This is a genomic window from Chitinophaga filiformis, assembly GCF_021646545.1.
GTDB lineage: Bacteria > Bacteroidota > Bacteroidia > Chitinophagales > Chitinophagaceae > Chitinophaga > Chitinophaga filiformis_A.
Genome location: NZ_JAKIRP010000004.1, coordinates 244,889 through 267,782, shown reverse-complemented (window position 1 = coordinate 267,782; position 22,894 = coordinate 244,889). Strand labels below are relative to the sequence as shown.

The window sequence follows — 22,894 nt, the reverse complement described above, 5'->3', positions numbered from 1 at the left end:
TTACCGCGTGATCTTATAACATTTTCTGATCAGCTTCTGCTGGAAATCGAACGGCATCGTCTGGGCCGTAATATCCTTTATTTCAGCTGCCAGTATACGGTCGCTCTCCAGTACGAAACGGCGGTAATTGTTACTGAAGTAGATAACGCCGCCCGGTTTTGTAGCCCTTAACACCTTGTTCAGGATAGAGACATGGTCCCGCTGGATGTCCAGGAAGTCTTTCATACGTTTACTATTGGAGAAAGTAGGAGGGTCGAGCACTACCAGGTCAAATTCATCTTCAGAAAGGGTATCCAGGTATTGCAGTACGTCTGCGTGAACAAAGCGGTGGCTAGCCACGTCAAAGCCGTTCAGCCGCATATTTTCCTCTGCCCATGCCAGGTAGGTCTTGGAAAGGTCAACCGAGGTAACCTGGGAGGCGCCGCCTGCTGCAGCATATACAGAGAAAGAGCCGGTATAACAGAAGAGGTTCAGCACCTTTTTGCCGGCGGCCGCATCTCTGACCATACCACGGGTAGTACGGTGGTCGAGGAAAAGGCCAGTGTCCAGGTAGTCAGAAAGGTTCACTTTGAAAGAAAGACCGGCTTCGTGTACGGTCATTTCGTGGCTTTCGAAAGACAGTTTCTCATATTGATCCTGCCTGCTCGCCTTGCGCTGGCGTTGTTTTACGAAGATCTTTTCCAGGGGTACTTCCAGCACTTTGGATATTACCTCCAGGCTGCTGTCCAGCCAGTTCTCGTGTTCTTCTTCTTCCATGCCGTGCTGGCGCTGGTATTCCGCCACATAGATGTGGTCTTCATACAATTCTATACTGAATGGGAATTCAGGAATATCATCATCGTATACTCTGTAACAGGTAATATTTTGCCGGCGCGCAGTTTTGCGCAGGTGTTTGAACACCTTTACCAGGCGGTTTTCCAGCATCTGAAGTTTTGACGGATCGAACATGTAACCTGTAAAAGTAAAAAATATAAAAGTAAGAAAGACAGAGAAACCGGAGCTACCAGCGGAATTAAAAAGAGGTTATATCAAAACACTTTTGATATAACCTCTTTTATGAAAATGTGATTGTATGTGTGTTGGTACTGCTATACTGCCATGATGAAACGACAGGCTGGAATAGCTGAAGTACTTAGCTGAAGATATCCCTTACCTTTTCGAAGAAGCCTTTTTCAGACTTTTCCGGGTTTGGTTTGAAGTTGTCGGAAGACTGGATCTTCTCCAGGAATGCCTTTTCTTCGCTACTCACCTGCTGAGGTGTCCACACATTGACATGTATCAGCTGATCGCCTTTCTCGTAAGAGTTTACGGAAGGGAATCCTTTGCCTTTCAGGCGGAATATCTTTCCGCTTTGGGTACCGGCAGGTATTTTGATCTTCGCTTTACCGTCGATGGTAGGTACTTCCACAGAAGTGCCGAATACCGCATCAGGGAAGGAGATGTAGAGGTCGTAGGCCACATTCAGGCCATCGCGTTGCAGTTCCGGATGTGGTTCTTCTTCAATGAGTATGAGCAGGTCACCGGGAGCGCCGCCTCTTTCGCCGGCATTACCTTTTCCGCTCATGCTCAGTTGCATACCCTCCTGTACACCTGCAGGGATGTCGATGCTCACCATTTCTTCGCCATAAACGCGTCCTTCACCTTTACAGTGGCCGCATTTGCTGGTAATGGTCTGTCCTTCGCCATGACAGGTAGGACAGGTGGTTACTGTCTGCATCTGGCCCAGGAATGTCTGGGTCACTTTCCTTACCTGACCGGAACCTCCACAGGTACCGCAGGTCTGGAACGCATTTTTATCTTTCGCTCCCATACCGCTACAGTGGCTGCAGGGAACATATTTTTTCACCTTGATCTTTTTGTTGGCGCCTTTCGCGATCTCTTCATAGGTAAGACGGATCTTGATGCGCAGGTTGGAACCACGGGTTCCCCTGCCGCGTCTTCCGCCACCACCGCCACCACGGTTGCCGCCAAAGAAGCTGCCGAAGATATCATCTCCGAAGATGTCCCCAAAGTTGGAGAAGATATCATCCATGTTCATACCGCCGCCGTTGAAACCGCCACGGCCTCCCATGCCTGCATGGCCGAAACGGTCATATTGCGCCCGTTTGTCGGTATCGCTCAGCACTTCATAGGCTTCTGCCGCCTCCTTGAATTTCTCCTCCGCTTCTTTGTTGTCGGGGTTTCTGTCAGGATGGTACTGCATAGCCACCTTACGGTAGGCTTTCTTTATCTCATCCTGGGAGGCGGACTTGGCTATACCCAGTATTTCGTAGTAATCTCTTTTGGTAGACATATATCACACTAAGGCCGGCAATTTGCCGGCATGGTTAATGAAAGCATTTCTGTCAGAACGTCACTTATTTCCCTACTATTACCTTGGCATGACGTATCAATTTGTCATTCAGGTAGTACCCTTTCTGCATATCGTCAATTACCTTTCCTTTCAGTTCTTCTGTGGGTGCGGGAATCTCAGTGATGGCATCGTGTAGATCAGGATTAAATTCGGTGTGCAAACTCTCCATAGGTTTAAGGCCCTTGGCTTGCAGGGTCGACTTTAATTTATTGAAAACCAGCGCAACACCATCTTTTACGGCATTAATGTCGGTAGCAGTTTCTATCTGTTTGGCTGCACGGTCGCTATCATCCAGCACATCCAGCAAAGAAATGATCACTTCCTTGTTGGCCGTCTGCATCAGTTCAATACGCTCTTTGGCTGTACGTTTCTTGAAGTTGTCAAACTCCGCAACCAGGCGAAGGTATTTATCCCTTATTTCATTGAGCTCCTGTTGTTTCTTGTCCAGTTCGCTTTCATCCGCCAAGGCATCGTTGAGGTGTGTGGTGCCGCTCAGGTTCTCATCAGCATTAATATCCGGCATGCCTTTACCATTTTCGGTGTCCTGTCCGTTTGTCTGCATATCTTTTACGTTTTCTGTTATGAAGTAATATTGTCTGCAAAGGTACGTCAGACAATTAACTTGCCAAGATGGAAAGAGAAGACAAATTGACACGAGATAAGGAATGCCTTTAAATACCGGTACAGATAGTATAGCAATAGGGTACCTCTGTCTACCTACAGGCGCTATAGTCCTGCGTTACGCCTGCCATTCTATAGCGATCGCTATACAATAGTGGCTATAAAGCTATAGTACGGAGCCTGTAAGCTATAGTCCCCACCGGATCGGTACACTATCTTAAAGCTATCCTTCCCCTAAATTCCCCCTTCCTAATCTCAATTGCCTTACCTTTGCAGCCTGGAAAAAATTGAAATGACCAAAGTTTTTTTAAAGAAAAAGATACAGAACCGTGTGCTGCAGGGCCATCCATGGATATTTGGGAACGAAGTGGGGACAATTGAGGGACCGGTGACCGCTGGCGACACGGTGGATGTATTCACACATCAGGGCTTTTTCATCGGCAGGGGATATATCAACCCCCAATCCCAGATTCTCGTGCGTTTGCTTACGCGCGACAAAGATGAGCAGATCGACGCTGAATTCTTTTACCGCCGCCTGCTGAAGGCATGGAAATACCGCCAGCAGCTGGGATATGTGGAAAACTGCCGCCTGGTGTTCGGTGAGGCAGATGAGATGCCTGCTCTGGTGATCGATAAGTTCAACGACCATTTCGTACTGCAGACGCTGGCATTAGGCATGGACCGCTGGAAGGGCGCCATCGTGGATGCCCTGAACAAAATATTCTCCCCCAAAGGGATCTATGAGCGTAACGATGTACCGGTACGTGAACTGGAAGGATTGCAGCAGCAAAAGGGCTTTTTGAGCGCTCCTTTCGACACCAATGTGATTATCAATGAGAATGGGCTGAAGTTCCATGTAGATATCGAAAATGGCCAGAAAACGGGCTATTTCCTGGATCAGCAGGATAACCGCCGTGCGATCCAGCATATTGTAAAAGGGGCCGACGTACTGGAAGCATTCTGTTATACCGGTACCTTCTCCTGCCACGCAGGCCATTATGGGGCGAAAAGTGTTCTGGGACTGGATATTTCGGAACATGCCGTAAATACCGCCCGCAGGAACGCTGCCCTGAACAACCTGGAAGATGTATGTAAGTTCCAGGCAGTCAATGCATTTGATGTATTGAAGCAGTGGACACGTGAAGAAAAGAAATTTGACGTAGTGATCCTGGACCCGCCGGCATTCACGAAAAGCCGCGAAAACATCCAGAAGGCCATCACTGGGTACAAGGAGATCAACCTCCGCGGTATGAAGCTGCTGAAACCAGGTGGATTCCTGGTAACAGCTTCCTGTACCAACCTGGTGCCACCATCCCTTTTCCTGGAGATCATCGATATGGCCGCAAAGGACGCTAAAAAGAAACTACGTCAGGTTACCTTCCAGACCCAGGCGCAGGATCACCCGATCCTCTGGAATATTGAAAATACAACCTACCTGAAATTCCTCATTGTAGAAGTACAATAAGGGAATCTGGTTGAAATATCAGAAGAAAGCCATTTCGATTACCTGCCTCAGGCGGGGATGATCGAAAACGATAAAAAAAGGGGCCCGTGCTGCACGGACCCCTTTTCTCTTATAAATAGTTAAAAGGAAATATCTGATTAATTATTTGACTACGTTGAACTTGCCTGACTCCACAAGGTTACCCTGACGGTCCCTTAACTGGAAGATATATACGCCACTGTAATATTTATCCAGTTCAACTGTAGTGCGTGTGTTCAGATTTTTGAACTGATCTATTCTTTTTCCCAGGAAATTGAAGACAATAAGATCATAACCTTGCTCGTTATTGTTCTGGATTTCGAAATTAATCCTGCTGGTAGCCGGGTTGGGATATAGCTTCACGATCTTACTACCCCCATCAGAAAATGGAGAAGTTTTAGCGCTTTGTGCCCGTCCTGCTAAGGACGCCAGGCAAAGGAAGCAAGTAAGTAATAGTGTAGAGGTTTTCCACATACCCGTAAAGATAAAGATTTTTTCAAATATTAGCTGATTTATTTCACAATATCATCCTATGTAAAAATAACAAATGGCAAGCCAAAAACGAAGGCTTGCCATTAGTTTTTTAAAAAAATTAACGCTTTCTGATAACTTTTATTGCAGGCTGTTAAGCGTGTTCTTAACAGCTTCAAAATCAGGCAGATCGCTGGCGGTTTCTAACACCTGCGCATATCTGATGAGTCCCTCTCTGTCCACCACAAAAGCTGCTCTTTTTGAAACACCTTTCAGGTCAAGCACAAACGTCTCATAAAAGGCGCCGTAAGCCGGTGAAGCTTCCTTGTTGAAATCTGACAGCAGCGGAAAATTCAGGTTTTGTTCCGCCTTGAACTTATTGAGCGTGAAAGGCGAATCCACAGATATGCCTACTACTGCTGAGTTTAAACCGTTATAGGTCGCGATATTGTCCCTTATACTGCAGAGCTCTGCTGTACAGGTACTGGTAAAGGCCATCGGAAAAAACAGGATGACCAGGTTCTGTCCTTTAAAATCCTCGAGAGAAACTTTCTGCCTGTCGGTATTTACCAGGGAAAAGGCAGGAGCTTTTGCACCAATTGTTACATTCATCTGTTGTCTGTTTACGTGATTAAAGTGGGATGTAAAGATAACAATTGGTGCAACAATCAGAACCTCGGACAGTGTATGCTTTCCAGCGTACTGTTCCTGCTGTTGAGGAACCCTTTGAATACCAGCGACACTTCAAAACCTCCAAAGCTCTGACTGGCCGTCTTCAGCTTGGAGATATTCGCATCATAGGTCACGCCCACCTCATACTTATCCATGTCAAGACGGAAAGACGGGATGATCGCATCCTTATAACGCATATAGGCTCCGAAATAAAATGCTCTGGTACTTTCCAGTCCGTCGTCATACAGGCTGTAACCCAGCAATGCCCCACCCAGGTATTCTGAATAGGCGCCCATGTGGATCTCGTTGTACTGGGCGATGAATTTCAGCCTTTCCTGCAGCGGGAAGGTAATACCCGCGTTAAAAGTGAACTTGGGATCCAGGGCGATGGTAGCATCTTTGTAGAAAGACAGCTTCGGGCGGTTAAAGTGGAACATGGCTGCACCTATATAATAGGTCACCTGCTCATCCACGCCCAGGGTACTGTTGAAGCTGATACCGGCGCCTGCATCCAGGTAAGAATATCCGCGCAGCGCCAGCCTGCCCTCTTCGCCTGTGGGCGCCGTAGGGTCGAACTGGCCACCGGTATACTGGTTGTTGAAAGTCAGCTTGGTAGCATCAAACTGCCGCTGTACAATACCACCGGTGAAGCCTACCGACAGGAACATGCTTTTGTCCTGGCTCAGGGATTTGTGATAGTTGACAGCCGGCAATGCCTGTACTGATTGCAGGCGGGCAGTACCCGCCCTGTCGTATGTGAACTGGATACCAGCAGTTACAAAATCCTCACTGCTTCCCACCGGGAACTTCATCTCCGCACTTAATGCTCCTGTCTGGTATGGTATAGTAACGCTGTTCCACTGATTTCTATATACGGCCTGAATACGGTAGTCTCCGTTGAACAGACCTATCAGGGCCGGATTACGTAAGATCGGAGTTTCATAAAACTGGGACAGGTGTATATCCTGTGCTACCAGTGTTTGTGTGCCGAACAGGCACAGTGCCACGAACAGATTTCTACAATTCATTCTCATGCTGGCAAGTTTTTAAATTTCATATGGTTGTTGATGGGATGCTGGCAGGTATGGCTTACCTGACCAGCATTACATTTCCTTTAAGGGTGAAAGTTTCGTTAGAGTCGCAAACCAGTTCTGCTACGTAGATAAACACGTCCGGATTCACTGGCTGGCCATTCACACGACCATCCCATCCATATGCCGGATCCTCTATATTAAAGTTGGTCCTTTCAAATACCTGTTGGCCCCAACGGTTATATATTCTGAAAGATTTGGCAGATTTTACTCCCTTACCCCTGATGTAGAAGATGTCGTTTGCGCCGTCACTGTTCGGTGTGAAAGTGTTCGGCAGGAAGATCGCACCTGATGAACATACCAGCCTGATGGTAACGTCATCCAGCGTGGTACAACCATAAGCGTTGGACACTCTTACATGGTAGGTGGTATTTTCTCTTGGCGTTGCTATTGGTGTGAGGCAATCCACGCAATTCAGCGAGTTGGCTGGCCACCATTCTATCTGTGTAATATCGCTGCTGCCTGTCACCGGTAACTGTATCACTGAACCTGTCGGAACTTCCATATCCTCGCCCGCATCCACAACAGGAGCCGGATGTACGGTAACGGTAGACGTTAAGGTGTCAGTAAAGCAATTATCGTTACCATATCCTACTACCTGGTAAGTGATGGTGGATTCCGGAGTGGCCATCGGATTAGCGATATCCGGATTGCTCAGGCCTGTTGAAGGTGTCCATTTATAGGTAACTGCGCCTTCAGCATGTAGCTGTATAGCTCCTCCCGGACAAATATCCCCACCAGGATTCACCTGTACGGTGAATGGCTGTGATACGGTTACGCTAACATCTCCTTCTGCGCTACAACCCGCAGCATTCACAGCTACGACGTGATAAGTAGTGTCTATATCAGGTGTAACAATCGGAGAAGCACTTTTGATGTCAGAAATGTTATAGTCTGTCCAGGTAATATCCACACCCGCCTGTGTATTTGCCTGCAGTGTAACAGACTGGCCACGGCATATGCTGGCTGCAACCGGTGTTGGTGATAAAGTCGGATAAGCTTCTATCTGTACATTTTCAGTGGCAGTATCGCTACAGATACCACTGGCAGTAGTAATGATCAATTGTACCGGCTGAGGGCCTGCCTGCGGATAAGTAATAGCCGGAGGTGTCTGTACATTATATTGCTGATTATTGGTTGTCCAGTTCCAGGTAGTACCCGGCAGGTTCCGCGCGTCCGTTCCTACCAGCTGCACCGGCTGGCCGACGCAGACCGGTGTAACCGGTGCTATCTGGGCTACAGGTTTCGCTTCTATGTCTATCTGCATGGTAGTATCCTTCACACAGCCATAATAACTGGTAGCAGTCAATGTTACAGTGTAAGAACCTGGAGCATCATAGATGAAAGTTGGGTTAGGTCCGGTGGCCACATCATCTGTACGGCCGGTCACACCGAAGTCCCATACATAGGTAGCCGCCATGCCATCTTCAATAGAAACACCTTTAGTGGAATCACTGAATTCTACGGTTCCTCCGTCACAAGCCTGCGTCACATCTGCGCTGAAAGCAGCGGTGATCCTGTCTACGGTGATTTTCGGATTACCTGTTGCCGGTACTGTACATCCACGGGCGTCTTCCAGCAATACAACCGGGTAGTATACCCCTTCTTTCTGATAAGTATAAGATGGAGAAGCAGGCGTGGTGGTACGTACGGAATAACCATCTCCAAAGTCCCAGATGAATCGCTGTGCAGTTGCCGATACAGCTGTCATACTAGCTGTCAGCGGCCAGCAGCCTGATTCCGGAGTTACTGTGAAGGTACCGTCAGGACCTGCAATTGTAATGTCTCTGGGTCCGGCAACAGGGCTTGCGCAACCACCTTCAGAGTAAACCGTTAAGGTAACCGGGAAGGTGCCGGGCCTGATATAGTTATGCATTGGATTGTCTTCGTCTGACGCACTACCGTCGCCGAAATCCCAGGAAGTTCTCACATAATCGGTAGAGCGGTTGGTGAACTGCACCGAAACCGGAGGACAGATATCGCCCGCTACATTCGGGAAGACAAAGTCTGCGATCGGATTAGGCACCGACAGGAAGTCTGTTCTGGAAACGTTAGCCGTACAACCGTTAGGACTTGTTATAGCCAGCGTTACAGAATATCTTCCAGGTGAAGTGTAGATATGTGCCGGATCTTTATCTGTGCTGGTACCGCCGTCTCCGAATGTCCACGCGTAGGTCAGTGGCTCTGTCACAGAAGTATTTTCAAACTGGAACGGTACATTCAGACAGGCAATGTTGCTTTGTGCAGTAAATCCGGCGGTTATATCAGGAATCACAACGCTTTGGATGGATGTGTCTTCACAACCTGTGTTGTCCCTTACTGTCAGTATTACCTGGAAGGTATCGGTCAGGCTGTAAGTATGCGTGATGTTCACCGGCTGGGTAGTATAGGCCACCGGAGTTGTTCCATCACCAAAGTCGAATGTCCAGGAAACGATTGAATTGCCGGCGCGGGTGGTAGACTGGTCAGTGAAGCTAACCGGTTGGTCTTTACACTGGCGTGGGTCGACCACGAATCCTGCCACTGAACCGTTCACTTCTACTGTCAGCGGATCAGACACGTGTGGACAACCGTTCACGTCGTTGGCTGTATAGACAACATTATAAGTGCCGGTATTTCTATAGGTAACTATTGGTCTGCTGGTACCGCTACCTGTTCTTCCATCACCGAAATTCCATCTGAAGGAAGTAACAGTACCTGGAGGGAAAGGGTCTACAGTTAAAGCTGTCGAAGTACCGAGACAAACCACATTTGGAGTAGCGTAGATCACTGGTTTTGCTGTAAAGACCCTTACGATAGCAGAGAAGGTGGAAGTACAGCTACCATTAGATACGCTCAGCACAACAGTGTAAGTACCATCCGCAGTATATGTATGCGTAGGAGATGGCGTATTGGCGGTTGTACCGTCGCCAAAGTCCCATGAATAGGTACCTACAGGGCCGGTGCCCCAGTTGGTTTCGTCAGTAAACGTCCGCGTGAATGGATTGGCACAATCAACAGCGCCTATCGCGAAGTCTGCTATCGGCGCGAGTGTTTCAATATAATTAGGCTTGGTCAGACTCTGTGAACAACCGTTGTTGGTAACGGTCAGTGTCACATCATGCATCCCGATCGTATTGAACACATAATTTGGATTTCTCACAGCGGAGGTACCTGCAGCACTACCATTTTCCTCAAATGTCCACAGGTATGTCAAACCGCCTATTGCCGGGGTGGACTGATCGGTAAAGTTGAATACTGTTGGCTGACAGCCACTGTTCTGGTTAACTGTAAAGTCAACATTGATCGGACTGCCGGCTCTTACATCGTAAGTGGCGGTTTGTGTACAACCTGACTGGGTAGTGATAGTCAGGTTGACAGTATATCGGTTCTGAGTAGTGTACACATGTGATGGGGTAGGAGCGGTAGAAGTAGTCCCGTCTCCGAAATTCCAGGCATATGATACTACAGGGTCAGGGCTTACGATAGTGGTGCCGAAAGTTGCGTTCAGTGGTATACAACCTCTGCTGGTACCGGTGATCGCAAGTGTCGGCCTCCTGATGGTAATAGAGTTAACAGCAGAGTCTCTACAACCTGCTGCACTCGTAGCCACTACCTTCACATTATAGGTACCTTCTGCGGTAAAACTGTGCAGCGGGTTCCGTTGATTACTGGTAGAGCCATCTGCAAAGTCCCAGGCCCAGGTGGTAGCGCCGGTGCCGGAAGGTGTAAACTGCACATTTGCGGGCACGGCGCAGGCCGTGGTTGGCGACATAGTGAAATTTATTGTCGGCGGACCGGAAATAGTGAAGTTCCGTGTAACAACAGCTTCACAACCATCCGCAGAGATAGATCTCAGTGTTACAGAATACGGCCCTGCAGTAGGGAAGGTCCTTACCGCATCTATCGTGTTCAATACAGTACCATCCGAGAATGTCCAGGTAGCAGATACCGGAGCTGGCAGAGTAGTATTTGTAAAGGTCACATTACTATTGGTACAGGCCTGCGTAACAGTAAAATCTGCTGTTGCAGTAGTAACCACGATATAGTTGGGCAGATTAACGGTTTGTGTACAACCATTTGCAGTGGTGGCTGTCAGCCTTACCGGGAAACTACCGGTGGTGGTATAATCATGGCTCGGATGCTGGTCCGTGCTGGTTGTGCCGTCACCGAAGTCCCACAGATAGCTGATGGCCGGCGGTGCGCCTACTGTGTTGATAGTAGTCGTATTGGTAAAATTAACAGTCGTTGGCGCACGGCATCCACCCCTGTTGTTGCTCGTAAATGATACCTGGGGGGTAGCATTTATCTGCAGTGTCTGGGAGCCACTGTTGGTACAACCAAAGCTGTTAGTGACAATCGACGTAGCTACAATACTGCCACCCCTGTCGTATACATGGGATGTAGTAGAGCCGGTTGCGCCGTTCCCGTCCCCGAAGTCCCAGCTGATGCTGGTGATACTTCCGTCTCCAGGAGTCGACTGGTCAGTGAATGTTACGTTCACCGGCGTACAACCTGCAAGCGACGATGTTGCAAAATTGACCGTCGGCCTGTCGTATACGTTCACTACGTGTTGGGTGGAGCTAACCTGCCCGTTGGGAAAGGTTACCGTCAGGGTCACCGTAAAATTACCAGGTCTGTTAAACGAACGTGTGGGGTTCCATAATGTGGATTGAGCGCCTCCGTCCCCAAAGTCCCACGTGGCTGAACCTACGGGGCTTGACTGATTTGTAAATTGTACGAACACTGCTCCGCAACCACTCCAGTTGTCGGCGGTAAATGCTACGGTGTTCTGTGCTTGCGCTTTGGCGCCTGAAAGCAGAAAGAGCACTATAAAGCATGACAATGCATACCAGAAGTGCTTAAATTGGCGTAGGTATTGGTGTTTCATTTTCCGGATATGGCCGTTGTCTTTTGACGTCAGCACAGGTGAAAAATAAAGTGTAAAAAATAAAAAAAATAAATAATGCGATTAAAATACTGATCCGTAAAAATTAAAACGTAAACTTTGCACAAGTAGTCCAGGGGCTGTCCCAAAATCACACAAAAGTTATTCAACGCAGCACTTAACGAACAATTTACGGATGCACAAGCTCAACAATATATAGCAAAAATATGATTTATAAATGTTATACATACGTGGCACTTGTAGGTTTACTTATTTCAGTAATGAGTAGTGCCAGCGCCCAACAGGTAGATGTGCCTGTATTTCAGCAGTCTATACAGAAAAAGGATGCACAGGTATTTGATGTTAGAACAGCCGGAGAATTTAACACCGGTCACCTGCACAATGCATTACAGGCCGATTATACGAAAAAGCAAGAGTTCATTGAAAGAGTACAATACCTTGACAAACAACAAACTATATACGTATATTGTTTAAGCGGCGGAAGGAGTACTGCCGCCGCCAGGTGGATGCGTGAAAACGGCTTCAGAGAGGTTATCGAACTGAAGGGAGGGATCAATGCCTGGAAGCAGGCAGGCCTGACTGTAGAAGGAGCAGCTGATCAGCAACAGATGAGCGTTGATACTTTCCGCACTGCCATTGCCTCGGGCGATGTGCTGGTAGATGTGGGCGCTGAATGGTGCCCTCCCTGCAGGAAAATGGCGCCTGTCATTGAGGCGTACCTGAAAGAAAATAAAACTGTACACCTGTTGAAGGTGGACGGCGGGCGTGACCGCGAGGTTATGCAGGCTGTAAACGCCACTTCCCTGCCTACCTTTATTCTTTACAGGGACGGCAGGGAAGTGTGGCGGAAACAAGGTGTATACGACAAGTTATAACCCGTAGATATCGCCGAACTTTTGGGTGGCATAATCCAGGAAGTATTTGAAATTCAACGGCTCACCGGTTATTTTCTCACACAGCTCATTGGAAGTATAGTAACGGCCATAGCGATGTACGTGCTGGCGTAACCAGGTCAGTAGTTCGTCGTATTTGCCGCCGGCGATCTGCCCGGTCAGTCCGGGGATCTGCTGTTGTGCAGTCGCAAAGAACTGTGCTGCGTAAAAACTGCCAAGGGAATAGGTGGGAAAATAACCGAAGCTGCCATGTGACCAGTGGATATCCTGTAAAACGCCCTGAGTATCATTAGGGACAGTTACGTGCAGAAATTCCTTATAATAGGAATTCCATATGTCGCGAAGATCTTTCGTCTGATAGGTTCCCTCCAGCAATCCTTTCTCAATTTCATACCGCACCATCACGTGAAAGTGATAGGTCAGTTCATCGGCTTCCGTACGGATGAGGGACGGCTGTACCAGGTTGATGGCTTTATAGAAGTCCTGCAAACTTACATTGCTCAGATTATCAGGGAATAAAAGCTGTAACTGCGGATAATGATGCTGCCAGAACACCAGACTACGGCCTACATTATTTTCCCATAGCCGGGACTGCGATTCATGGATGCCCAGACTGGCAGCCTCACCTGAAGGCAGGCCGTAGGCGGCGGTGTCGAGCCCCTGTTCATACAAGGCATGGCCGCCTTCATGGATACAGCTCCAGGTCATATTCCCGAAATCTTTCTCATCAATGCGGGTGGTGACCCTTACGTCCTGCGGACTGAAACTGGTAGTGAACGGATGTTCTGAAACATCCTGCCTGCCCGCAGCCATATCGTAGCCCATGGCTTTCAGTAACTGGATACCAAATTCCCATTGACGGTTGCGGTCATAGTGCAGGTGCAGGAAATCCTTCTTTACCTGTGGCCGCTGTTCAATGGTGCGTAACAAGGGGGTAAGCGCTGTTTTAACATCACTGAATATCTTGTCCAGCATGGAGGTGGTAGCGCCTTTTTCATATTCGTTCAGCAGGGCATTGTAAGGATGGCCTTCATAGCCCAGGATGTCTGCTTCTTTTCTTTTCAGTTCCACCATTCTGTTCAGTACAGGTTGAAACACAGCATAGTTACCTTCCTTCCGTGCATTGATCCAGGCATGATAACATTCGTTGGTGGTCTGCGACAATTCCGCCACAAAGCTGGCCGGGTATTTCTTGTTTTTCTGATAGTCTTCCAGTGACAAAGTGATGTTCTTTGCAGCTACAGGGTCCAGCGCTTCTTTTTCCTTATTAAGTGTTTCCAGCAGGTCGCCCAGCTGTGGGGCAGTGAACAATTCATGGGAAAGCGTACTGAGCGTAGTGATCTGTTGTCCGCGGAACGCAGCCCCTTTCTCCGGCAGATAGGTTTCTTGGTCCCAGCTAAGTACGGCAATCGCATTCCGGATATCAGCGATCTGTTGCATCTTTCCCTTATAAGCTTCGTATTGGGTTATTGTAGATGAGGTCTGTGCCATGCTTTTGATTTTGTGCAAAAGTAGGGGTAAATTACCGTCGATATGAAGATCAGGGATATTACCAATGCCATAGCGGCATTTGCACCATTACAATACCAGGAAAGCTACGACAATGCCGGATTGCTGTTTGGCAGCCCGGATTGGGAAGTAACCGGCGTGTTATTGACGCTGGATGCTACCGAAGCTGTAATAGAGGAAGCTATTGCCAGGAAATGCAATCTGGTGGTGGCTCATCATCCTATTGTTTTCGGTGGACTGAAAAAGATCAATGGTAATAACTACGTGGAAAGAGTGGCCATCAAAGCGATCAAAAATGATATAGCTGTTTATGCGGCCCATACCAACCTGGATAATGTAAGGAACGGCGTCTGTGAGATGATGGCCCGGAAACTGGCCTTACAGGATTGCAGTGTGCTGTCGCCTAAAAGAGAGCTGCTGCGCAAACTCTATACATTTGTGCCACAGGCAGATGCTGAGAAAGTGCGTACGGCCCTCTTTGCAGCCGGCGCCGGACACATTGGCGCTTACAGCGAGTGTAGTTACAATGGTGAAGGAACGGGCACTTTCAAGGGCGGAGAGGGCACGAACCCTCATGTGGGCAAGGTCGGCGAGCGGCATTATGAAGCCGAAACAAAGGTGGAGGTGATATTTCCTTTATATTTGGAACAATATGTGATCAGGGCATTGGAGGATAGCCATCCGTATGAAGAAGAGGCTTATGATATCGTGAAACTGGAGAATACATACGGAGAGGTAGGCTCCGGACTGGTGGGATACCTGAAAGAGCCGATGGATGAGGAAACGTTCCTGCGCTGGGTGAAACAGCAGTTCGATACGGGATGCGTGAGATATACACCACTCAGGGGAAAGCCTGTTAAAAAAGTGGCCCTTTGCGGAGGAGCGGGTAGTTTCCTCCTGAAAAAGGCGATATCAGCAGGGGCAGATGCTTATATTTCAGCTGATTTCAAATACCATGAATTTTTTGATGCTGAAAATCAGATAGTTATAGCGGATGTAGGACATTTCGAGAGTGAGCAGTTTACGGTTGAATTATTTTATCATATATTGACCGAAAAATTCCCTAATTTTGCGCCTCTTAAATCTACAATTCGTACAAATCCGGTAAATTACTTATAAAAACATACATGGCTACTGTAAAAGAATACTCCGTAGAAGAAAAATTGGCGTCTGTACTTAGGCTACAGAAGATGGACTCCAGACTGGACGAAATCCAGGTGTTGAAGGGAGAGTTGCCAATGGAAGTAAAGGATCTGGAAGATGAGATCGAAGGGCTGAACACCCGTCTGTCTCATGTAGAGGACGAAATCCGTGGCATCCAGGACTTTATTGCCAACAAGAAGGCGGCGATTAAAGAGTCAGAGGCCCTGATGAAGAAATACGAGAAGCAACAGGATAACGTTAAGAATAATCGTGAGTTCGAAGCTATCACCAAAGAGATCGAAATGCAGTCGCTGGAGATCAAACTGGCTGAGAAGCATATCAAAGATGCGAACGAAGAGGTGAAGGACAAGAGCCGTAACCTGGATAGCGCCAAGAAGCTGATCGCTGATAAGGAGTCTAACCTGAAGCACAAGAAAGGCGAACTGGAAAAGATCATCGCTGAAACCGAGAAAGAAGAGAAAGCTTTCCGCAAACAGAGCGATGAAGCACGCACCAAGGTAGAAGCCCGTTTACTGGCTGCTTACGAGAAGATCCGTACCAACTACCGTAACGGTCTGGCTGTGGTGACCATCTCCCGCGATTCCTGTGGCGGTTGTTTCAACGCTATTCCTCCTCAACGCCAGGCTGAGATCCGCCAGCGTAAGAAGATCATCGTTTGCGAGCATTGCGGCCGTATCCTGGTTGATAATGACCTGGACGCAACCGTGACTATCTAATAAATAGTGCGATATACCTCATTTAAATAGTATAAAGAAGTCCCGGCTTTTATGCCGGGACTTTTACATTCAGGCCGGAAGGAAGTGTTAAAATTTGGTTTGGAATTTGGTTAGATAGGCCCGGAGTTATTAATCAGATATCTTTGTTTCATGCGCACATCATTCCTGCTGGGATTAATTTTAAGTATTTCGTTTTCGGTATCAGCACGGCAGAAGGTTTACGACTTCAATATCCGTTGTCAGCAAGCCTATGACGCCATCATGCAGCTACGTCTTGACGCAGGAACGGCCCTGTTGGAAGAAGAGAAAAAGGCGAACCCCGATAACCTCATCCCGTATTTCCTCGATAACTATACTGATTTCTTTCTCCTCTTCTTTAATGAAGATCCGGCGTTGTATGCGCAGAGAAAGCCACTCAGAGCCGAGCGGCTTGCACGTATGGAAGAAGGACCAACGAACTCGCCCTATTATCTGTACACCCAGGCCGCAATCCGCTTCCAGTGGGGAATGATCCGTGTAAAGTTCAGTGAACGCTGGGATGCCGTGTGGGATATCCGTAAAGCCTATCTGCTATTAAAAGATAACCAGAAAAAATTTCCTCAGTTCCTGCCCAACAACATGCTGGCAGGATCAATGCAAACAGTTTTCGGTACCATTCCTGAAGGATTGCGCTGGATCTCCAATACACTTGGAATGAAAGGCAGTATCCGTGAGGGTATGCAGTCGGTACAACAGGTGATAGACAGTAATACGGAAGTTGCGAGATTGTTCCGGGAAGAAGCGTGCTATTACTATTGCTATCTGAAATTATTCATAGAGAACAAGCCGGAAGATGTATGGGGATTTATTCAGAAATACAAGCTGGATACTAAGAACAACTATCTCTTTGCCCTGATGGTGGCTAATATTGCCATGAATAATCAGAAGGCCTCACTGGGTATTAAAGTGCTGACGGAGCGGAATGATAGTGTGCAGTACGAAGAGATCCCCTATGTATATTACCTGCTGGGGCAATTGAAACTGTGCCGGCAGGACGACGATGCGAATGTCTACCTGTTGAAATTCATTGACCGCTTTAAAGGGAAATTCTATCTCAAGGAAGGCTTGCAACGTCTTAGCTGGTATTACTACCTGCATAATAATATGGAAGCTGCCAATAAATACCGTAATATGATCCTCACCAGGGGAAATACGGAAACCGATGCAGATAAGCAGGCATTGAAAGACGCCAAAAGCGGTAAATGGCCACATCCTTTATTGTTGAAGGCCCGTCTGCTGAGCGACGGAGGTTATTTCCAGGAGGCGCTGAAACTGTTGCAGGCAAAGAAAGCAGCTGATTTCGGAAGCATGGAAGAAAAGCTGGAATATGCCTATCGCCTGGGTCGTATTTACGATGAAATGGGGCAGGATGATAATGCTATCATTATGTATGAGGTAACGGTAAAAACGGGCTCTAACAGGCCGGAATATTTTGCAGCCAGGGCATCTTTACAGATGGGATATATCTATGAGAAAAGGAATGACAAGGCTAAGGCGCAGAAGTGCTACCAGGCCTGTCTGGATATGAAAGGACATGACTATAAGAATTCACTCGATCAGCGCGCGAAGGCAGGCTTGCAACGTTTAAATGGAGGTTGAGCCTGTCACTACGCAAATACAGTTCGTAATATGTGTATTAATTTGCGGAATAATCCAATGTGATATATTCGTATTTCCAATACTCCTTATGCTACAGAAACTAACTATCAAGAATTACGCGATCATTGATCACCTGGAGGTGGATTTCTCCGGCAACCTGAATGTAATTACAGGGGAAACAGGTGCCGGTAAGTCGATCGTGCTGGGTGCGTTGTCATTAATATTGGGAGAGCGTGCAGACCCGGGAATGTTGCTTGACAAAGAAGCAAAGTGTGTGATAGAGGGTGCATTTAAAGTTAAAAAATCGCAGGTGGCGGCCTTCTTTCAACAGTATGAACTGGATATGGAAGATCAGCTGATCATCCGCAGGGAGATCAGTGCTGCCGGGAAGTCACGTGCATTTGTCAATGATACGCCCGTTAATCTGAACCAGCTTACAGAATTAAGCCAGTACCTGGTGGACCTCCATCAGCAGTTCGATACGCTGGAGCTGGAAAAATCCGATTTCCAGCGGGAAGTACTGGATGCACTGGTGAACCAGCCGGCTGTAATGCAGCAATACCAGCAGCAGTTCCAGCGCTATTCCCAGGTACAGCGACAGCTGAAGCAGTTGAAAGACCAGCGTGACAGCGCCAATAAGGAACTGGACTATAATAAATTCCTGCTGGATGAACTGTCGGATGCTGCATTTACGCCTAACGAGATCGAAGAGCTGGACGCAGAGCTGAAGGTATTAAGCCATGCGGAAGAGATCCGTAACACGTTGAGCCGTGTATATTTCCAGCTGAATGAAGATGAACAGCCTATCCTCCAGCAGCTGAAACAGATACAGTCTTCCGTACAGGCATTGGCTGCGTTCCATAAAGACGCTCCGGCGGTAGCTGAAAGACTGCAATCTGCCTATGTGGAACTACAGGATATTTCATCGGAGATAGGCCATATGAATGACCAGGTGCAGTTCGACGGCGCACGTATAGAACTGGTGAATGAACGGTTGTCAATGGGTTATAAACTGCTGAAGAAGCATGGTGTACAGACTACGGCAGAATTGCTGCAGATCCAGGAAAAGCTGACCGGCAGTGTTGAAGGGGCATTGAACCTGGATGAAAAGCTGGCAGCTCTGGAAACCGAACTGGAGGCATTGCAGGCCGTCCTTCAGCAACAGGCAGATACTATCACGGCTGCACGTGTAGCTGCAGCAGCACCTTTTGAAGAAAAGGTAAATGCCCTGCTGGCACAGGTAGGTATGCCGAATGCCCGTCTGAAAGCTTCTATCGCTCAGGGAGGACTCAACCCTTACGGACAGGATACTATTGAATTCCTTTTTGATGCCAATAAAAGTGGTCAGTTCGCGCCTATCAGGAAGGTAGCTTCCGGTGGTGAGCTGAGCAGGCTGATGTTGTGCATCAAATCGCTGGTAGCACAGTCGGTAGCCCTGCCTACACTGATATTCGATGAAATTGATACCGGTATCTCCGGAGAAGCGGCCCGTCAGGTCAGCTTTATCATGGAAGATATGGCCCGTGGTCACCAGATCATCTGCATCACTCACCAGCCGCAGATTGCGGGTAAGGCAGATGCGCACTACTTTGTGTTTAAGGATGCCCGTGATGGTAAGGTAACCACCAACGTAAGGCTGCTGACAAGGGAAGAGCGTATCAATAAAATTGCCCAGATGCTGAGCGGGGAGAAGCCTACGGCAGCAGCACTGGAAAATGCAAGGGAGCTGGTGAAATAGCTAATCAATTGATCGCTTTTCAATTAATCTTTTTTTTTCAACTATAACAGCTATTTTTGCCGAAATTAATTTTTGAACCCAATGGCTCATAACTTATTAAAAGGAAAAAAAGGTATCATATTTGGTGCGTTGGACGAGAAGTCTATGGCTTGGAGCACAGCATTACGTTGTGTGGAAGAAGGCGCCGAAATTGTGCTGACCAATGCTCCTATAGCATTACGTATGGGAGAGATCAACAAACTGGCTGAATTGTGTAAGGCTCCTGTTATACCCGCTGATGTTACCAATATGGATGATCTGAAAAACCTTTTCACTAAATCCATGGAGCATTTTGGCGGCAAAATAGATTTCGTACTGCACTCTGTGGGTATGAGTATCAATATGCGTAAAGGCAGATCTTACACCGACCTGGATTATGATTTCTCTCACAAAACATTCGATATCTCAGCTATGTCCCTGCACCGTGTGCTGCAGACCGCGTACCAGCTGGATGCTTTGAATGAATGGGCTTCCGTAGTAGCGCTGACCTACATCGCTGCTCAGAGAGTGTTCCCTGACTACAGCGAAATGGCAGATGCTAAATCCATGCTGGAATCAGTAGCACGCAGCTTCGGTTACCACTATGGTTTCAAGAAGAAAGTACGTGTGAACACCATCTCCCAGTCTCCTACCAAAACAACTGCCGGTAGCGGTGTGAAAGGTTTCGATGGTTTCATCGGCTACGCAGAGAAAATGAGCCCGCTGGGTAACGCCACTGCACAACAGTGTGCTGACTACTGTATCGCCATGTTCTCTGACCTGACAAAGATGGTGACTATGCAGAACCTGTTCCACGATGGTGGTTTCTCATTTACCGGTGTATCCGCAGAGGTAATTGAGCAGATGGAAAAGTAATCAGTCGTAATAACATAATTAAAAGCCGTGAAGAGGAGTACTCCTTTTCACGGCTTCTTTTATTTATAGCGCCGCCGCAGTGCGCCGAAGAAACGATGTGTTTTTACCCCGGGTGAAAGCCTGGAAATGAGCGTATGCTTCCGTGTCCTGACAAGGATGTGGCGAGGTACAAGCAATGGTTCTCCTATGGCTAACTTACGTTCATCCTGCGTCTTTGAACGTAAGATGAACGTAAGTTAGCCATAGGAGAACCATTGCTTGTACGGCGTTATATGCAGTTAAAAGCGAGGGTTGTTCCTGGGTATCCCGGGTATAACAAAAGTCATTAACAAACCACAATAGGACTCCGGTAGGAGTCCACCGTTTGTAGCGCGGGTTGCAACAACGGCCATTAACAAACCACAATAGGACTCCGGTAGGAGTCCGGTATTTGTAGCGCGGGTTGCAACAACGGGGAGACGCGTGAATCCCGGCAACCCCGTGAATCCCGGCCCGTGAATCCCCATGAAACCCCGTGAATCCCCGCACCCCGTGAATCCCCGCAACCCGTGAATCCCCGCAACCCGTGAATCCCCGCAACCCGTGAATCCCCGCAACCCGTGAATCCCCACAACCCGTGAATCCCCGCAACCCCGTGAATCCCGGCAACCCCGGGGAGACGCGTGAATCCCCGCAACCCCGTGAATCCCCGTAAATCCCCGGGAACCGCAGGTATCCCACGTTTTATGGCCCTGGATGATAACACAACAACGTATTTACCGCGTATCATTTTTGCCCACGGCAATTGATACATGGCATAACATACATTACCTCACGTTATTTATAACACGAAAATATACCCAGTTTCAGTTGGGTAAAGGAAAGACAATCTTTTGGGGCATACAATTCCAGTTCACTCCGTGCTCGTACTTCTGATCATGTATGATATTTCTGATCAGGATATAAAAAAAGCCGTTCCTCCTAAGAAAAGGAACGGCTAAACTTTTTAAGCATAGGCGAATTGCTGAGGCAACAATAATGGAAAATAATCCGTCTAATACTCATCTTCGTTGAAGAAAAAGTCGTCTTGCGACGGATAATCAGACCAAATATCTTCTATTCCCTCATAAATTTCCCCCTCGTCTTCCAGTTCCTGCAGGTTCTCTATCACTTCAATCGGTGCACCGGAGCGGATGGCGTAATCTATTAATTCGTCTTTCGTAGCTGGCCATGGAGCATCCTCCAGGTATGAAGCTAATTCTAAGGTCCAGTACATGTTATCGAAATTTTTACTTTCTGAATTTTCGCAAAAGTATTATTTAATTTGAAATAAACAACTATACTATTTTAAAGGTTAAATTACTTTTCTTTGAGTATGCTAACCGCACGCAATCTTACCAAAAATTATTCCAACTTGCACGTCCTGAAAGGTGTAAGTATATCCGTAGCCAAGGGAGAGATCGTTACTATCGTAGGGTCTTCCGGTGCTGGCAAAAGTACGCTTCTGCATATACTCGGTACGCTGGACACGCCCAGCTCGGGGGAAATCTGGCTGAATAATGTTAACCTGGGACTTCTGAAAGGGAGCGCATTGGCTGATTTCAGGAACAAACATATGGGTTTCATCTTTCAGTTTCACCACCTTTTACCGGAGTTTACTGCCTTAGAAAACGTCTGTATCCCGGGGTATATTGCAGGCACCCGCAAAGCGGCAGTAAAAGAAAGGGCCGCCTTTCTGCTGGAAACCCTGGGCCTGTCCAACAGGCTGGAACACAAGCCGAACCAGTTATCAGGAGGGGAACAGCAACGCGTAGCGGTGGCCAGGGCCCTGATCAATCAGCCGGACATTGTCATGGCCGATGAACCTACGGGCAACCTGGACTCGAAAAATGCCAGGGAACTGCATCAGCTTTTCATCGAATTGCGGGATAAGTTTCAGCAGACCTTTATTATTGTTACCCACAACGAAGAGCTTGCTCCTATGAGCGACAGGCAACTGGTCATGAAGGACGGGGGAATAGTAGGGGAGCTGCTGTAGTGTTAAGTCCATGTCAAAGGCATGGTAAAGGCATGTCAAAGGCATGGTAAAAGCGTACTTTTTAGCTCCTGGTGTTTATATCAAACGTCATTGACAAACCATAACAGGACTCCGTCAGCAGTCCCTGTTTGTAGCCTGGGGTGGAACTCCGGGATTTGCAACGCCGGCCCTCACATCCTCGCCTTCCATGGTATTTCGGCTACCTGGAGCTGATGACCTGTCCAGCGGGCCAAAACAAACAGATAATCGCTTAACCGGTTCATATATTGCAGCACCAGCGGTTCGATGAACTGCTGCTGTTCCTGCAATCCCACACACAGGCGTTCGGCCCTTCGGCATACGCAGCGGGCGATATGGCAGGTGGATACTGCCACGTGACCGCCGGGAATAATGAATGACTTCATTTCCGGCAATACCTCGTTCATCTTATCTATATTATTTTCCAGCAATGTGATATCTGCCGCCTGCAGGTCCGGGATACGCATTTTAGTGTCCTTTTCAGGATCGCATGCCAGGGAAGAGCCGATCGTGAAAAGGCGGTCCTGGATCTCCCGTAGCAGGGCCACCGTATCGCCATAGGCCGACAGGTAGTCGCTTACCAGGCCAATATAGGAATTGAGTTCGTCTACGGTACCGTAGGCATCAATGCGAAGGTTACTTTTAGGCACTTTGGTGCCCCCGATCAGTGCAGTTTTACCCTGATCGCCTGTTTTGGTGTAGATCTTAAATGACATCAGTGAGTTTGT

Annotated in this window: 18 protein-coding genes; 8 read left to right on the top strand and 10 right to left on the bottom strand. The window is 47.9% G+C overall.

The features are described 5' to 3' along the window. The 3 genes from L3C95_RS13405 to L3C95_RS13395 all read right to left on the bottom strand — a co-directional run bounded on the left by L3C95_RS13405 (position 1) and on the right by L3C95_RS13395 (position 2,915). Complete coding sequence (locus L3C95_RS13405; protein ID WP_236388343.1) at positions 1 to 948, bottom strand: class I SAM-dependent methyltransferase; 948 nt, start codon at positions 946 to 948, stop codon at positions 1 to 3. Positions 949 to 1,132: 184 nt separating this feature from the next. Further along, complete coding sequence (gene dnaJ / locus L3C95_RS13400) at positions 1,133 to 2,293, bottom strand: molecular chaperone DnaJ (RefSeq protein ID WP_236388342.1); 1,161 nt, start codon at positions 2,291 to 2,293, stop codon at positions 1,133 to 1,135. A 64-nt stretch (positions 2,294 to 2,357) separates the two neighbouring features. Further along, entirely contained in the window at positions 2,358 to 2,915 is a 558-nt protein-coding gene (locus L3C95_RS13395) for a nucleotide exchange factor GrpE (protein WP_236388338.1), read from the bottom strand. A 351-nt stretch (positions 2,916 to 3,266) separates the two neighbouring features. Here L3C95_RS13395 and L3C95_RS13390 point away from each other — a divergent pair, with 351 nt between their 5' ends. Beyond that, a complete protein-coding gene (locus L3C95_RS13390; protein ID WP_236388336.1) occupies positions 3,267 to 4,439 on the top strand; it encodes a class I SAM-dependent rRNA methyltransferase in 1,173 nt (390 codons plus the stop codon). A gap of 141 nt (positions 4,440 to 4,580) precedes the next feature. Here the strand turns inward: L3C95_RS13390 and L3C95_RS13385 are convergent, their stop codons facing one another. The 4 genes from L3C95_RS13385 to L3C95_RS13370 all read right to left on the bottom strand — a co-directional run bounded on the left by L3C95_RS13385 (position 4,581) and on the right by L3C95_RS13370 (position 11,561). Further along, a complete protein-coding gene (locus tag L3C95_RS13385; protein WP_236388334.1) occupies positions 4,581 to 4,931 on the bottom strand; it encodes a T9SS type A sorting domain-containing protein in 351 nt (116 codons plus the stop codon). A gap of 138 nt (positions 4,932 to 5,069) precedes the next feature. Then, entirely contained in the window at positions 5,070 to 5,540 is a 471-nt protein-coding gene (locus L3C95_RS13380) for a redoxin domain-containing protein (RefSeq protein WP_236388333.1), read from the bottom strand. Positions 5,541 to 5,596: 56 nt separating this feature from the next. Continuing rightward, a complete protein-coding gene (locus L3C95_RS13375; protein WP_236388331.1) occupies positions 5,597 to 6,634 on the bottom strand; it encodes a PorP/SprF family type IX secretion system membrane protein in 1,038 nt (345 codons plus the stop codon). 55 nt (positions 6,635 to 6,689) lie between these two features. Continuing rightward, positions 6,690 to 11,561: a PKD domain-containing protein gene (locus L3C95_RS13370; RefSeq protein WP_236388329.1), complete on the bottom strand. Its 4,872-nt coding sequence runs from the start codon at positions 11,559 to 11,561 to the stop codon at positions 6,690 to 6,692. A gap of 224 nt (positions 11,562 to 11,785) precedes the next feature. Here L3C95_RS13370 and L3C95_RS13365 point away from each other — a divergent pair, with 224 nt between their 5' ends. Next, entirely contained in the window at positions 11,786 to 12,454 is a 669-nt protein-coding gene (locus L3C95_RS13365) for a rhodanese-like domain-containing protein (protein ID WP_236388325.1), read from the top strand. Here the strand turns inward: L3C95_RS13365 and L3C95_RS13360 are convergent. Further along, on the bottom strand, positions 12,449 to 13,963 hold the full coding sequence (locus L3C95_RS13360) for a carboxypeptidase M32 (RefSeq protein WP_236388322.1): 1,515 nt from the start codon (positions 13,961 to 13,963) through the stop codon (positions 12,449 to 12,451). The genes L3C95_RS13365 and L3C95_RS13360 overlap by 6 nt on opposite strands. 42 nt (positions 13,964 to 14,005) lie before the next feature. On the opposite strand from L3C95_RS13360, the gene L3C95_RS13355 reads away from it, so the two are divergent. The 5 genes from L3C95_RS13355 to L3C95_RS13335 all read left to right on the top strand — a co-directional run bounded on the left by L3C95_RS13355 (position 14,006) and on the right by L3C95_RS13335 (position 20,131). Then, complete coding sequence (locus tag L3C95_RS13355; protein ID WP_236388318.1) at positions 14,006 to 15,100, top strand: Nif3-like dinuclear metal center hexameric protein; 1,095 nt, start codon at positions 14,006 to 14,008, stop codon at positions 15,098 to 15,100. A gap of 8 nt (positions 15,101 to 15,108) precedes the next feature. Continuing rightward, positions 15,109 to 15,861: a zinc ribbon domain-containing protein gene (locus L3C95_RS13350; protein ID WP_089828206.1), complete on the top strand. Its 753-nt coding sequence runs from the start codon at positions 15,109 to 15,111 to the stop codon at positions 15,859 to 15,861. Between the two features lie 150 nt (positions 15,862 to 16,011). Continuing rightward, positions 16,012 to 17,499: a tetratricopeptide repeat protein gene (locus tag L3C95_RS13345; protein ID WP_236388315.1), complete on the top strand. Its 1,488-nt coding sequence runs from the start codon at positions 16,012 to 16,014 to the stop codon at positions 17,497 to 17,499. Between the two features lie 88 nt (positions 17,500 to 17,587). Beyond that, a complete protein-coding gene (gene recN / locus L3C95_RS13340) occupies positions 17,588 to 19,237 on the top strand; it encodes a DNA repair protein RecN (protein ID WP_236388314.1) in 1,650 nt (549 codons plus the stop codon). A gap of 81 nt (positions 19,238 to 19,318) precedes the next feature. Next, positions 19,319 to 20,131, top strand: a complete 813-nt coding sequence (locus L3C95_RS13335) for an enoyl-ACP reductase (RefSeq protein WP_199653208.1) — start codon at positions 19,319 to 19,321, stop codon at positions 20,129 to 20,131. A gap of 1,033 nt (positions 20,132 to 21,164) precedes the next feature. Here L3C95_RS13335 and L3C95_RS13330 read toward each other — a convergent pair. Next, positions 21,165 to 21,386: a DUF2795 domain-containing protein gene (locus tag L3C95_RS13330; protein ID WP_012794455.1), complete on the bottom strand. Its 222-nt coding sequence runs from the start codon at positions 21,384 to 21,386 to the stop codon at positions 21,165 to 21,167. A 99-nt stretch (positions 21,387 to 21,485) separates the two neighbouring features. On the opposite strand from L3C95_RS13330, the gene L3C95_RS13325 reads away from it, so the two are divergent. Further along, positions 21,486 to 22,148: an ABC transporter ATP-binding protein gene (locus L3C95_RS13325; protein ID WP_236388705.1), complete on the top strand. Its 663-nt coding sequence runs from the start codon at positions 21,486 to 21,488 to the stop codon at positions 22,146 to 22,148. Positions 22,149 to 22,318: 170 nt separating this feature from the next. Here L3C95_RS13325 and L3C95_RS13320 read toward each other — a convergent pair whose 3' ends face one another. Then, on the bottom strand, positions 22,319 to 22,882 hold the full coding sequence (locus L3C95_RS13320; protein ID WP_236388312.1) for a cob(I)yrinic acid a,c-diamide adenosyltransferase: 564 nt from the start codon (positions 22,880 to 22,882) through the stop codon (positions 22,319 to 22,321). Positions 22,883 to 22,894 lie beyond the last annotated feature (12 nt).

Coding starts and splice junctions, on each gene's coding strand:
- L3C95_RS13345 (WP_236388315.1), top strand. CDS start 16,012: ATGCGCACATCATTCCTGCTGGGATTAATTTTAAGTATTTCGTTTTCG.
- L3C95_RS13355 (WP_236388318.1), top strand. CDS start 14,006: ATGAAGATCAGGGATATTACCAATGCCATAGCGGCATTTGCACCATTA.
- L3C95_RS13360 (WP_236388322.1), bottom strand. CDS start 13,963: ATGGCACAGACCTCATCTACAATAACCCAATACGAAGCTTATAAGGGA.
- L3C95_RS13375 (WP_236388331.1), bottom strand. CDS start 6,634: ATGAGAATGAATTGTAGAAATCTGTTCGTGGCACTGTGCCTGTTCGGC.
- L3C95_RS13395 (WP_236388338.1), bottom strand. CDS start 2,915: ATGCAGACAAACGGACAGGACACCGAAAATGGTAAAGGCATGCCGGAT.
- dnaJ (WP_236388342.1), bottom strand. CDS start 2,293: ATGTCTACCAAAAGAGATTACTACGAAATACTGGGTATAGCCAAGTCC.
- L3C95_RS13320 (WP_236388312.1), bottom strand. CDS start 22,882: ATGTCATTTAAGATCTACACCAAAACAGGCGATCAGGGTAAAACTGCA.
- L3C95_RS13370 (WP_236388329.1), bottom strand. CDS start 11,561: ATGAAACACCAATACCTACGCCAATTTAAGCACTTCTGGTATGCATTG.
- L3C95_RS13325 (WP_236388705.1), top strand. CDS start 21,486: ATGCTAACCGCACGCAATCTTACCAAAAATTATTCCAACTTGCACGTC.
- L3C95_RS13405 (WP_236388343.1), bottom strand. CDS start 948: ATGTTCGATCCGTCAAAACTTCAGATGCTGGAAAACCGCCTGGTAAAG.
- L3C95_RS13335 (WP_199653208.1), top strand. CDS start 19,319: ATGGCTCATAACTTATTAAAAGGAAAAAAAGGTATCATATTTGGTGCG.
- L3C95_RS13350 (WP_089828206.1), top strand. CDS start 15,109: ATGGCTACTGTAAAAGAATACTCCGTAGAAGAAAAATTGGCGTCTGTA.
- L3C95_RS13330 (WP_012794455.1), bottom strand. CDS start 21,386: ATGTACTGGACCTTAGAATTAGCTTCATACCTGGAGGATGCTCCATGG.
- recN (WP_236388314.1), top strand. CDS start 17,588: ATGCTACAGAAACTAACTATCAAGAATTACGCGATCATTGATCACCTG.
- L3C95_RS13380 (WP_236388333.1), bottom strand. CDS start 5,540: ATGAATGTAACAATTGGTGCAAAAGCTCCTGCCTTTTCCCTGGTAAAT.
- L3C95_RS13365 (WP_236388325.1), top strand. CDS start 11,786: ATGATTTATAAATGTTATACATACGTGGCACTTGTAGGTTTACTTATT.
- L3C95_RS13385 (WP_236388334.1), bottom strand. CDS start 4,931: ATGTGGAAAACCTCTACACTATTACTTACTTGCTTCCTTTGCCTGGCG.
- L3C95_RS13390 (WP_236388336.1), top strand. CDS start 3,267: ATGACCAAAGTTTTTTTAAAGAAAAAGATACAGAACCGTGTGCTGCAG.